Source organism: Schleiferilactobacillus shenzhenensis LY-73 (assembly GCF_000469325.1).
Taxonomy (GTDB): Bacteria; Bacillota; Bacilli; order Lactobacillales; family Lactobacillaceae; genus Schleiferilactobacillus; species Schleiferilactobacillus shenzhenensis.
Window position 1 is genome coordinate 83,766 of sequence record NZ_KI271583.1, and the last position, 12,347, is coordinate 96,112.

At 58.5% G+C, this 12,347-nt stretch carries 10 protein-coding genes; 7 read left to right on the forward strand and 3 right to left on the reverse strand.

What is annotated here, in order from left to right:
- The gene (map, locus tag L248_RS02520) at nt 1-837 is read right to left on the reverse strand and encodes a type I methionyl aminopeptidase (RefSeq protein ID WP_040534497.1); all 837 of its coding nucleotides are present in this window, start codon (nt 835-837) and stop codon (nt 1-3) included.
- Nucleotides 838-934: 97 nt separating this feature from the next.
- Nucleotides 935-2,413 carry an MFS transporter gene (locus tag L248_RS02525; RefSeq protein ID WP_022528482.1) on the reverse strand — a complete coding sequence of 493 codons (1,479 nt, stop codon included), beginning with the start codon at nt 2,411-2,413 and terminating at the stop codon, nt 935-937.
- Between the two features lie 255 nt (nt 2,414-2,668).
- Between L248_RS02525 and L248_RS02530 the strand changes: the two genes are divergently transcribed.
- The 3 genes from L248_RS02530 (at nt 2,669) to L248_RS02540 (ending at nt 7,200) form a co-directional block, all read left to right on the forward strand.
- A complete protein-coding gene (locus tag L248_RS02530) occupies nt 2,669-3,640 on the forward strand; it encodes a YihY/virulence factor BrkB family protein (RefSeq protein ID WP_022528484.1) in 972 nt (323 codons plus the stop codon).
- 106 nt (nt 3,641-3,746) lie between these two features.
- On the forward strand, nt 3,747-4,655 hold the full coding sequence (gene galU, locus L248_RS02535) for a UTP--glucose-1-phosphate uridylyltransferase GalU (protein WP_022528485.1): 909 nt from the start codon (nt 3,747-3,749) through the stop codon (nt 4,653-4,655).
- A gap of 163 nt (nt 4,656-4,818) precedes the next feature.
- Nucleotides 4,819-7,200, forward strand: a complete 2,382-nt coding sequence (locus L248_RS02540) for a hypothetical protein (RefSeq protein ID WP_040534500.1) — start codon at nt 4,819-4,821, stop codon at nt 7,198-7,200.
- Nucleotides 7,201-7,275: 75 nt separating this feature from the next.
- Here L248_RS02540 and L248_RS02545 read toward each other — a convergent pair whose 3' ends face one another.
- Complete coding sequence (locus tag L248_RS02545) at nt 7,276-7,575, reverse strand: hypothetical protein (protein WP_040534502.1); 300 nt, start codon at nt 7,573-7,575, stop codon at nt 7,276-7,278.
- Nucleotides 7,576-7,708: 133 nt separating this feature from the next.
- On the opposite strand from L248_RS02545, the gene L248_RS02550 reads away from it, so the two are divergent.
- The 4 genes from L248_RS02550 to L248_RS02565 are packed head-to-tail and all read left to right on the forward strand — an operon-like array spanning nt 7,709 to nt 12,270.
- The gene (locus L248_RS02550) at nt 7,709-8,851 is read left to right on the forward strand and encodes an acetyl-CoA C-acyltransferase (RefSeq protein ID WP_040534504.1); all 1,143 of its coding nucleotides are present in this window, start codon (nt 7,709-7,711) and stop codon (nt 8,849-8,851) included.
- Entirely contained in the window at nt 8,848-10,083 is a 1,236-nt protein-coding gene (locus L248_RS02555; RefSeq protein ID WP_022528489.1) for a hydroxymethylglutaryl-CoA reductase, read from the forward strand. The genes L248_RS02550 and L248_RS02555 overlap by 4 nt, the downstream gene beginning before the upstream one ends.
- Complete coding sequence (locus tag L248_RS02560) at nt 10,080-11,249, forward strand: hydroxymethylglutaryl-CoA synthase (protein ID WP_022528490.1); 1,170 nt, start codon at nt 10,080-10,082, stop codon at nt 11,247-11,249. The genes L248_RS02555 and L248_RS02560 overlap by 4 nt, the downstream gene beginning before the upstream one ends.
- A 4-nt stretch (nt 11,250-11,253) precedes the next feature.
- Nucleotides 11,254-12,270 (forward strand): NAD(P)-dependent oxidoreductase, encoded by a 1,017-nt coding sequence (locus L248_RS02565; RefSeq protein ID WP_022528491.1) that lies wholly within the window; start codon nt 11,254-11,256, stop codon nt 12,268-12,270.
- Nucleotides 12,271-12,347 lie beyond the last annotated feature (77 nt).

A 12,347-nucleotide genomic window follows, 5' to 3' on the forward strand; every position in this document is an offset into this window, starting at 1 on the left:
TTACTTCGCCACTGTCGCCACGAACGGATTCTCGGTGACACCGTTGTACAAGTAATCCTTGTCGAACACCGGGTCCTGACTGGTCAGGATCTTCGGGCCGTCATTCGTGATGACCAGGGTGTGCTCGAACTGGCAGGACGAAGTGCCATCGGCGGAGACGTAGTATTCCCACGTGTCGCCAGGCAGCGTCTTGGCCTTGATCTTCCAAGTGCCCAGGTTGACCATCGGCTCGATGGTGATGGTCATGCCGGCCTTGAGGCGCAGGCCTTGGCCGGGCTCGCCGTAATGGGGCACATTAGGGGCCTCGTGCATTGTCGGTCCGATGCCGTGGCCGATGAGGTCGCGGACATCGCCCATGCCCTCGTCGCCCTCGACGTAGCTCTGAATGGCGTAGCCGATGTCGCCGATGCGGTTGCCCACGGTGGCGGCGTCAATGCCCAAGTACAGGGCCTTGTGGGTCACGGCCATCAGGTGCGCTTTCTCAGGAGAAAGGGTGCCGACGGCGTACGCCCAGCAAGAGTCGCTCTCGTAACCGTCCAGATTCACGGTCATATCCACTTTGACTAAGTCGCCGTCGTGCAGAATCAGGTCCTTGCGCGGTTCGGCGTGGGCCACCTCGTCGTTGACGGCGACACAGGTCGCGTATTTATATCCTTCGAAGCCTTTCTCAGAAGGCCGGCCGCCGTGACTGGTAATGAAATGGTCGGCGAACTTCTCGATCTCCCAGCTGGAGATACCAGGCTTGATAATGTCCCGTAACCCGATGTGCGTGGCCGCCAGCAACTGCGCTGACCGCTGCATGCCATCAAGCTCCCGGGGTGATTTTAAGGTAATCACTACGCTAATTCCTCCTTGATTGTTTTACGCTTTATTGTAGCACAGGACAGGGAGAAGCGCCGTCCCGTCGCTTGCTCAGCACGCTGCTTTCAGAAAACTACTCTTCAGGCTTTGGCGCCTGCCCGGCAGCTCGTAGTTTCTGCAGTGCCGGCGACGGTTCGCCAGCCCGCATCCGCCGACTTTCGGCAGATATTTCCCGTTCTTTCTGCCGGCTGTACGGGTAAACGATGATGGCAATTAGGCCGACCCAGATGCAGATCAGCGGCAAGATGCCGGTAGCAAAGCGAATACCATTCTCGGCGCGCACGGTCTGAACGGCGGCTTGGCCGCGGTAGCCGGTGGCGCTCATGATGCTGGTGTAGAGAATCATTTGCAGACTGCCCAGAGAGGTGGTGAAGATGCCGAAGAGGCCGTTATACAGGCCGGTCTTGCGCACTCCGGTCTGCCACTCGTCTTCGTCGATGATCAAGGCGTTCATCGGCGCTACCGCCGTACCGAAGTAGATCGTACAGAAGACGACCAGCCCGTAGTATAGGTAGACCTCCCCGATGGTGTGGGCGAACGTGAGGCCCAGGTAGCCAATCGTCGCCGGAATCATGCCGATCATCACGTTGGTCTTGGTGCCCCAGCGTTTCACCACATAGTTCATCACCGGCATCAAGGCCAGTGCCACGAGGTGGGTCACGAAGCCAATTAGCGTCGCCGTCGTCCCCTTGGCGTGGATCACCGCGTCCATGTAATAGAGGTACGCGGTGGAATAATACTGCAGGGCGCCCATAGCCAGGACCGAGTAGCTGACGCTGGCCAAGAACGGCCGGGACTTGATGATGTGCCACGCTTCTTTGGCCGCTACCTTGTTATTCCGCTTCGCCGGCTGCACCGTCTTGTACATCTCCGGCGTATCCTTCAACCCCCGCAGGGCCAGGACGAAGATCACTGTTTGGACCGCCACTACGGCGCAGAGCACCGGAATGAACAGCTGCTTATCGCCACCCCGGAACAGCAGCAGGGTAGGAATCATTGCGGCCAAAAAAGACATCGCATAGGTCAAGTAGTTGCCAATGGTCCCGATGTCCAGCCGCTCTTCCTTGGTCGGTGCGGCAATCTGCACATAGGCGCCATAAGCAATACCGTATGCGGTGGCCGCCGTATCGAAGATGAACAGTTCGGCCAGGAAGACGCCGAACTTGACCCATTGGCTCCAGCTGGGTTGAGTGAAAGCCATCGCCAGCGTCATCAGCATCATGAAGGGCACCGTCACGTGCAGCAAGTAAACATACTTGCCGTGCTTGGGCCGATACGGCTGGCGGTCGACCAGCGCGCCGATCAGTGGGTCGTTAATGGCGTTCCAGATGTTGTAGATGACGTAGACCAGGCCCACCAAGCTGGCGTTCAGGCCCAGCACATCGGTGTAGTATTTTATGTAGACCTGATGAATGATCACCGCGCTGACCGACAGGATCGGCGCCGGCAAGGAGATCTTCAACTTCGTCAGAAAGGACAATCCAGGACTCTTGAAACTGAAGGAATCAATGATGACTTGCAGCCATTTGGGCCGCTGTTTGTTTGCCGGCATAAGCGAAGCCTCCCGCCTGAGTCTAATTTAAAACCGTTTCCAGAATAGCACAATTTTTGCGGGGAGCCTGGGGAAAGGTCTTGGCAAGTTGAGTGTGCTGCTAGTCGCTGTCTTGACCTTTCTCTGGCGGCGTAAATTCTGGCTGTTCCGGTCGCAAGGCCTTAAACCAAGAATAATCAGCCATAGTGCTTTCAGTTTTGGTACAATATGACAAGATGTACGATTCAGGCCACATTGTGAAGGGAGGACAGGACAATGGCTAAACCGGTTTTGACCTATCATTTGGGTCAACCTGCACCGGCGGCACCGGCGACGCGGCTGGCCCGGATCGGCCAGTTTGTGGCGGACGTCATTGCCCGGTTCTCGGAACCGGCCGTACTGTCGGCCCCACCGGTGATCACATACTATATGCTGCTGTCAGTGTTTCCACTGGTGATTGTCATTGGCAACTTACTACCCGTGGTGGGCATTACACCGCAGTTTGCCCTCAGCTACCTGGCCCCTATTGTGCCGGCAAGTTTGATGAAAACTTTCCAGCCGGCGGTTATCGCCCTGCTGCGCGACCGCAACGGCGGCTTGCTGTCCTTCGGTATCATCGCCACCCTGTGGACGGCCAGCCGGGGGTTCAACGCCATGCGCAACAGTATGAATTATGCTTACGGGGTGCCGCGGGCCACGAGTACGCGCCAGGGTATCATCATGTATTTTGGCCGCCGCCTCCTTTCTTTCTTACTGACACTGGCCTTTATTCTGGTGCTGGGTGTCTTGATGCTGCTGTTTATTTTCGGCGGCCAATTCCTAGAATGGCTGATTCCGCTGCTCCAGCTGCCGGATAGCTGGCTAGCGACGTACCGAACACTGCGCTGGCCGGTGGCCGTGGGCGCCACTCTCGTGTTGGGCATGCTCTTTTATTTCTTTCTGCCAAACGCCCGCATGCGCTGGTGGACGGTCTTGCCCGGGACGGCCGTGATGACGGTCGGGTCGATTCTGTTAGCCCAGGGTTTTTCTATCTACATGCGCTACTTCGGGACGGGCTGGAACTCATACGGCCGGATCGGGACCGTCATGATCATGCTGCTGTGGATCAACTGGACCGCGACGATCTTCGTCTTCGGGGCGGTGGTCAACGCGGTCACCCAGGAGACTGCCCACGGGACGGCGCCCACCAGCGGCAGCCGCTTCGTCGACTGGCTGCGCCGGCGGCGGGAGAAGAGAGAAAAGGCCTAGACCGCCATACTTTCTGCGTAAAAAAGACGACCTTCTTAAACAATTCTGCTGTTGTCCTGTGGTATGGTTAAAACGTACACAATTCTGAGAGTGAGGACTGATAGGTGTGAAGGTACGCAAGGCAGTGATTCCGGCCGCCGGCTTCGGGACGCGGCTGTTGCCGGCAACGAAGGCGATGGCGAAGGAAATGTTCCCCATCGTGGACAAACCGACGATCCAATTCATCGTGGAAGAAGCCAAAGCGGCGGGCATTGAGGATATCTTGATCATCACCGGCAAGGGCAAGCGGCCCATTGAGGACCACTTCGACTCCGCGCCCGAGTTGGAGGAGCAGCTGAAGGCCCAGCATAAGGACGCGCTGCTGAAGCTGGAGCAGGAGACGACCAACATCGGCGTCAACCTGTACTTCATTCGCCAGTCCTACCAGCGCGGGCTGGGCGACGCCGTGCGGCTGGCCAAATCCTTCGTCGCCGGCGAACCGTTCGTCGTGATGCTGGGCGACGATCTGGCGATGAGCAAAGTGCCGCTGACCAAGCAGCTGATGGACGACTACGAGAAGACCCACGCTTCCACCCTGGCTGTGATGCGCGTGCCCCACGAGGAAGTCTCCAAGTACGGCGTGATCAATCCCACGTCAGAAATGGAACCGGGCCTCTTCAACGTCAAGAACTTCGTGGAGAAGCCGCCGGTGGACAAGGCCCCCAGCGACCTGGCCATCATCGGCCGGTACCTGCTCAATCCCGAGATTTTCGACCTATTGGACACTCAAGAACCCGGCCGGGGCGGCGAGATTCAATTGACTGACGCCATTGACCGGTTGAATAAGACCCAGCGCGTGTTTGCCCGGGAGTTCACCGGCAAGCGTTACGATGTTGGGAACAAGTTCGGCTATGTCCAGACGACCATCGAGTACGGATTGCAGCATCCGGAGATCAAGGATGAGCTGCGGGCGTATTTGAAGAAATTGGTGGCGGGATTTGATACGCTGCCGTCCGCTGACAAGACCAAGAAGTAGCAATTGACGATTATCAGTCAACCATAGAGGCGCCGTCATCCCTGCGATTTCAGGGATGGCGGTGCTTTTTAGTGGGAAATTTGGTACAAGTCAGTAGACAAATATGGTAGAGTGTAGTTGTGCAGAGTGTTACAAATCTGTAATTGGGGGGTTGATTGTTACCATGAAACATTGGGTTGGATTACATAGAATTGTCTGCTGGGCGGCAATCATCATCATCGCTATCGGTTCGGTTCTGATACTGGGTGGGCAACCACAACGCGTATCGGGGGCCAAGCAGAACCGGATACAGACAACGATAACGATGAAAGACACGTCGGCGGCCGCACTGCTGTCGGCCACGACCAATGCGGCGTCGTTTGGCCCCTCTAGTTCTGCTTCAGCAGCACGTGCAAAGAACGCATCAACCGTCTCTTCCGATACTGCGCTCCAGGACGGGACTGTTCCCACTGCGCCTAAATTGACCACCCAGCCAAGCCTTTCAAACTTCTATATCGAAGCATCCGGGTACGCACTTTATGGCGGGGTCGGCTCGTTTAAGGTATTTGCGTATAAAGGTAATTCGGGCGACCAATTATACGGCTTTTATATTATTTTGCCAGCTCAGCTGACCGCTGATTTGGCGGATGTTCAAAAAGCAACGCAGGATTACTTAGCCTTATTGCAAGCCAATATGACCGATGGCCAGCACACGTATACGATTTCCAGTCTAACGGCTTATCAGTTGCATAACACATCGACCGCGACGGGTGACCGTCAGGTATTTTATTTTCGGCCAAATGACGGGGCAAAGAAGAATGTGCCGGTCGAAGCAAGCTGGGACGCATTGAACATGCCTGTTAAAGTGAAAGAAGAGGGCGCCATATCACCATCTCTGCGGGGGAGCGTTAGCTTCAACGCCAACACTGTCCCGGAAATTCCCCAATATGGTGTTTTATTCGCTGGAACTGGGGATTATTCATTTGTAAACCAAAACTCTTATTACACGATTACGCCCGACAAGATTGGCCTCACAGCTGATGAACTGCCCGATAAAAACATTGCCGGTATTGCACTTACTGACATTCGCCGGGTGCTCAATTTGACTGGTGCCACCGTGGTGGACACATACAACTTGGTGGATGCTGACACCGGTGCGGTCATCATGAGCAAAACAAAATCGGGTGATTCTGGGGATTATTATTCTCGGGTCGGCCTTGTTGACACCTTGACCAGTTGGGATCCTTCCTTACATACGACGTATTGGCAAAGGAGTATGACGATTGACTCCGGGTCGTTAACCGATACCCATGTGGAGTGGGTGCCATCTGATTGGCATTCCGATACAAACAATCCCACGATTGCGGGTAAGACGTATACCATTAAGGTCAGCAAAATTAAGACCAGCCTGAAACTGAAGCAGCTGTTTGTGGATCCTGGCGGCGAGTGGCAGTGGACAGATAGTGTCGATTCGTTGATTGGTCCTGACGGGACAAAATTGGCGACTGCGGATGTTCAAGAAAGCGATAATGTAGACACAAATAAGCCGGGAATTTATTCAGTAAGCATCTCTTACAAGGACACGCAAGGCAATATCTCGTCGGCGAAGACTCTTGTAGTTGTTGAGACCATTTTTGGCGGTATTGTATTTCGGGACAATAACCTCGACGGGATTTTTAGATGGCCATTAATCGAGCCTGGCGTAGATGGCACAAAGACCCCAATTCATTTCCAGCTATTCAAAAAAAATGCTGCCGGTTCTTGGCAAGTAGAACCGAATCTCAACGGTAATACGCTGGAGTATGAAGATACACCGCAATGGCAGTCTATGCAGGACCTGGCGGGCGGCGATGGTTCCCGCTATCAGTTTGCAACTACCAGCTCAGGAACATTTAGGGTGGGCATTTCCAAGGACGATTTGGACAGCCTTCACTTAGCATTGACCATCCTTGGTAAGGGGACAAATCCATGGTACAATTCTCAGTTTGACGAATCCACTGTAGTGACTGACAAGACCGGGACATATTACCTAACGCCCAAAGATTATGTTGTCCCCGCCTCAGGCGGGAATACAGCCACTGAACGAAAAGAGTTCTATTACATTAACGCCGGCGTCTATTCAAGTGAAATCAATCAAATCAGTTTGACACCGCCCACGCTGCAATTTGGCAAACACCCCATCCCTTCAGTACAGACGACTTACCAAAGCCAAAATACGGTGGACCAGCTCAGCTACACGGATAACCGGGACATGACCCACTTGCCGTTCACCATTAGTGTCCAAGCAAGCCAATTTGTCGATCAAACTGCTTCAACACACAGTGTCGGCCTACAGGGTGCCTATTTTACTTTTCAGCAGCTGGGGAACAACATGCCCAGTTTTCGGGTCGACACTGGTGGTGACATGGTCAAGCTGTTTAATATTTCTGGATCGACGTCACAACCTACTAACATTATGCTTCAGCCAACCCAACTGACGGTACCGCCGTTGTCTCAAACTACTGCCATCGAGTCAGGGCATCAGTATCGGGCTACGTTGACGTGGACCCTGAGTGATGGCGTATGATTCGTCCGAAAGTAAAGCTTGAATTGTCTGTTAGGACGTCACCTTAACACTGAAAAGCAGCCATGGGGCGATTTACTACCCCAACCAAATATGCTGGTTCACCAGCCGGAACCCAAAAATGGGGACCGGCCCTTTTTTTGTCACGACATAAATTTCGTCGTCCGGCCGCTGCGACTCCTGCAGCAACGCCACCAGCTCCCACTGCCGGCGCGGGTGGCCCGGCGGCCCCAACTGCAGCAGCGCCGCTGGGGTCTCGGCATCGGCTTTCGTCCAAGCAACGCCGGTGACCGGCAGGGGTGTTTTATCCTGGTTGTAATACACCGGCGTGTTGCGCCGAATGTCGGCCAGTAACAGCAGTAATTCGCTCACGTGCACGGGGCAGCGCCTCCTTTCTTCCAGTATACGTCTGAGGCTTGCGATTCGCTTAAGGCGGGGGCAATTCACTAGAATTAGTGGGCCGCTTCCGGTATGATGGAGTTTCTAGAAAAACGGGAACGGAGGAACCATCTTGCGACAAGTGGTGGTATTAAGCGCCCAGCGCACCCCGATTGGCCGGCGTAACGGGGCGTTGGCGGAACAGTCTGCGGTGGCCTTGGGCAGTGCGGCTGCCCGGGCGGCAATCAAACAGAGCGGGGTGTCGGCCGAGATGATCGACCAGGCCGTCTTTGGGCATGTCCTGGCGGCGGGCAACGGCCAGAACGTGGCCCGGCAGATTGCTTTGCAGGTGGGCATGAGCAACGACAGCACAGCAATGACAATCAACCAGGTCTGCGGCTCTGGGTTGAAGGCGGTGCATCTGGGACAAGCGGCGATTCAGCTGGACGAGGCGGATACCGTTCTGGTCGGCGGCACGGAGAGCATGACGAATGCCCCGGAGCTGGTTCGCCACGCGGCTGCCGGGATGTCGCCGGAAGTGACCAATAGCTTGGTCGTCGACGGCCTCACCGACGCCATCAACCATGAACCCATGGGCATGACCGCAGAACGGGTCGCGGCCGACTTCAGGATTTCTCGCGCCGCCCAGGATGCCTTCGCCTGGCAATCCCACCAGCGCGCCGCGGCAGCGACGGCAGGGGGGAGGTTCCAAGCAGAAATCACCCCGGTGGGCACGGTAACGACGGATGAAGGGATTCGTCCGGATTCCACGATCGCTAAGCTAGCCTGCTTGCGGACCATCTTTCAAGACGACGGCACCGTCACCGCCGGCAACGCCTCCGGCATCAATGACGGGGCAGCAGCCCTGGTGCTGATGGCGAAAGACAAGGCCATCGCCCTGGGGCTGCCCTGGCTGGCGGAGCTGACGAGTTTTGACGAGCGGGGGATCGACCCGGCAGTGATGGGCTTCGCCCCGGCCCGGGTCATTCCCCACGTACTGCGCAAGGCCGGCTGGCTGACGGCTGACGTGGATTTGTACGAGTTGAACGAGGCCTTCGCCGCCCAGTCGTTAGCCGTGATGCAGGCACTGGAGTTGCCCGCTGACCGAGTCAACGTGAACGGCGGGGCGCTGGCCTTGGGCCACCCCCTGGGGGCCTCCGGCGCCCGCATCCTGACGACGCTGATCTACGCGTTACGCGACCGCCAGCTGCACCGCGGGGTGGCGGCCCTGTGCATCGGCGGCGGAATGGCTGTCGGTATGGGGGTGACGGTATGAGCGAGCAGAAATTCTGGCAGCTTTCTCCCCAAGAACGGCGGGGCAAGCTGAAGCTGAACCGGGCGGACCGCACCTTCTGGGCGGCGGCTGCCCCGTTGAGTGCCAGCGTCCTGAACGGCTTAAGCGAAAACGTCATCGGCCAGATGAGTCTGCCCGTCGGCGTCGTGCCCGACATTCGTATTATGAATGATCGGTACACTATTCCCTTGGCCACCGAGGAGCCTTCCGTGGTGGCGGCGATCAATCATGGCTTCAAACTGTTGGACCAGGGGCGCGCCATCACCAGCGCCACGACCCGGCACGGCCTGACCGGCGAGATTGGCTTGCAAAACGTCACGCCGGAAGGGATCACGGCGTTGAAGCAGACCGTGCACCAACTCTACGCCGTCGGCCTGGCGGCACACCCAACCCTCACGGTTCATGGCGGCACGATCCATGCCATTATGTTCGACGACACGGCCCTTCCGGACGTGACGCTGCTGGTCCACGTGGATCCCGGCCAAGCCATGGGGGCCAATATGCTCAATGATATCCTGGAGGCCATCGCGGCCGCGGCGGCTGAATGCAGCGGCGGGACGGTGTTATTTGCGGTTCTGACGAACGACGGCCGGGATGACTTAACGACTGTTCAGGCGACGCTGCCGGCGGATGCGGTGACGCCGGTGGTCGCCGACCGCATTGCGGCTTTGTCCGCTTGGGCCCAGCGCGATACGCGCCGGGCCGCGACGCACAACAAGGGCATCATGAACGGGGTCGCCGCACTGACACTGGCCACCGGCAATGACACCCGGGCGGTGAACGCCAGCGCCCACGCCTACGCCGCGCTGGACGGCCATTACCGCGGGCTCAGCCAGTGGCACGTGCAAGCAGACGGGCGGCTCCGCGGCCGCATCACGCTGCCGCTGCCCCTGGGGACTGTCGGCGGGGCGACCAAGGTCCTGCCCAGTGCGCAGCACGCGTTGGCGCTGCTGGGTCAGCCCAGTGTCGCCCGGCTGCAGATCGTCGCCGCAGCGGTGGGCCTGGCTGCTAACCTGGCCGCCCTCAACGCCCTGGTCACCGACGGCATTCAACACGGCCATATGCGCCTGCAGTACCATTCCCTGGCCGTCCGCGTTGGTGCCCGGCCCGAGGAGATCGTTCCGCTGGCCCAGCAGCTGGCGGCGCAAGCACACCCGTCCGAAGCCGCCGCCGCCCAGTTGCTGGCGGAGATGAGAAAGGAGCTCCAACGATGACCGCAGTGGGCATTGACGCCTTGGCTTTCTTCACCCCCAATACGTATGTGGATCTGACCGATCTGGCCCAGGCCCGGGGGGATGACCCGGCCAAGTACACCATCGGCATCGGCCAAGACCAGATGGCGGTGGCCCCCGCCAGCCAGGACCTGATCAGTATGGCGGCCAACGCCGCCGCTCAACTGCCCGCCGGCAGTCTGGACGACCGCCTGGGCCTGGTCATCGTCGGCAGCGAGTCCGGCGTGGACGAGAGCAAGGCCGCGGCCATCACCGTGGTGCGGCTGCTCGGTCTGAGTCCCTGGCTGCGCGCTTACGACATCAAGGAGGCGTGTTACGGGGCGACCGCCGGCCTGCTCGCCGCCCGGGATTATGTCGCCGCCCATCCCGACCGCACCGCCCTGGTCATCGCCAGCGACATCGCCCGCTACGGCTTAGCCGCCAGTGGGGAGGTGACCCAAGGCGCCGGGGCGGTGGCCATGCTGGTCAGCGCGGCCCCGCGGCTGCTCATCGTGCACGACGACGCTGTCGCCTACACCGCGGACCTGCCTGATTTCTTCCGGCCCACCGGCCTGACGGTCCCTGTCGTCGACGGCCACTACTCCACCCAGGCGTACCTCGACTTCGTCACCCGCATCACCGCCCGCCATCAGGAGCAGTACGGTGATGTCCTCACGGATTACACCGCACTCCTTTTCCATCTGCCGTTTACCAAGATGGGGAAGAAAGCCCTGGCCGCCCTCACTGCCGATGACCGTCTCGAAGACCGCCGCCAAGCGGCCAGCGTGCTGGCCCGGCGCGTGGGGAATATCTACACCGGGTCGCTGTACTTGAGCTTGCTCAGTTTATTGTGTCATGATAAGAGTATGCGCCCCGGTGACCGGCTCGGCTTGTTCAGTTACGGGTCCGGGGCGGTGGGCGAGTTCTTCAGCGGTACGCTGGCGGCCGATTTTTCTGACCGCATCGACGCTGCCGGCGTGACGGCCATGCTCGCCGCCCGCCACCGCCTCACGGTGCCAGAATACGAAGCGATGTTCAATGCCCAGCTGCCCCTGGGCGACGCGGCTGCGACCGTGCCGCTGGGGGGCGACTCCGCCCGCTTCACCGTCGGCGGACGCCGCGACCATGCCCGCTGGTACAGGGACAACACACAACACGAAGGAGACTAACGGAATGCAATTTGGTGTATACGGATTACGACCAGAAGAAAAGAAATACTTCGCCCAGTGGGCCGAAGCCAACGCAGTCACCTTGCGTTACCACGATGATAATTTAGGCGCGCAGAAAGCCGCTGATTTCGCCGGCGAAGACGCCGTTGTCACCCTGCAGACCACACCGTACCCGGCAGCGGTCTTCGCCGAGATGAAAAAGGCGGGCGTCCAGTACATTGCCCTGCGCAACGTGGGCATGGACAACGTCCCGTTCCCCGTTCTCGCGGCCAACGGCATCAAGCTCTCGAACGTGCCAGCGTATTCGCCCCAGTCGATCGCGGAGTTTGCCGTATCCCTGACCCTCCAACTGGTTCGCGGCTTCGGCACCCTCAACCGGGCCATCGCCAGTCACCAATATACGGAAGCCATGCATCTGACCGGGATCGAGCTGGGGACACTGACCATAGGCGTGGTCGGTACCGGCCGGATTGGCGCCTCTGCCGTCCAGCTGTTCCAAGGCTTCGGCTGCACCGTTCTGGGTTATGATCCGTATCCCAACCCCCAATTGAAGAACAAAATCGAATACGTCGACGACCTGGCTGACCTCTGGCCTCGGGTGGATGTTATTGACCTGCACATCCCCGGCACCAAAGAAAACACCCACTTGATCGGTGCCCCGGAAATCGCCCAGATGAAGCCTGGCGTCTTTCTCATCAACACCGCCCGGGGCAACCTGATCGACACCAACGCCTTGCTCCAAGGCCTGGCAGACGACCACATCGGCGGCGCCGGTATCGATACCTTCGAGTACGAAAACGAAGTCATCGACCAGTGGAACCGCAACGAAGCCCCCGCCAACAAGGCCTACCAAACCCTCATGGCCGACCCCCGGGTCATCTTCACCCCGCACATCGCCTACCACACCGAGTCCGCGGTGGAGAACATGGTCACCGTCTCCCTCGAACAAGCCAAAGCCTTCGTCCAAACCGGCACCGCTCCTCACGCCGTCGACGTAGCAAAGCTGGCTCAGGCCGACTAATCGTTTAATCAAGACAGAAAAACGGGACTGGGACAAAATTCTCCCTCGACGCCGTGCCAAAGCTCCGCAAGCTCCGG

Excerpts from the sequence above, each read along its gene's own strand:
- L248_RS02525 (WP_022528482.1), bottom strand. The coding sequence starts at position 2,413 with ATGCCGGCAAACAAACAGCGGCCCAAATGGCTGCAAGTCATCATTGAT.
- L248_RS02530 (WP_022528484.1), top strand. The coding sequence starts at position 2,669 with ATGGCTAAACCGGTTTTGACCTATCATTTGGGTCAACCTGCACCGGCG.
- L248_RS02540 (WP_040534500.1), top strand. The coding sequence starts at position 4,819 with ATGAAACATTGGGTTGGATTACATAGAATTGTCTGCTGGGCGGCAATC.
- L248_RS02555 (WP_022528489.1), top strand. The coding sequence starts at position 8,848 with ATGAGCGAGCAGAAATTCTGGCAGCTTTCTCCCCAAGAACGGCGGGGC.
- L248_RS02560 (WP_022528490.1), top strand. The coding sequence starts at position 10,080 with ATGACCGCAGTGGGCATTGACGCCTTGGCTTTCTTCACCCCCAATACG.
- L248_RS02565 (WP_022528491.1), top strand. The coding sequence starts at position 11,254 with ATGCAATTTGGTGTATACGGATTACGACCAGAAGAAAAGAAATACTTC.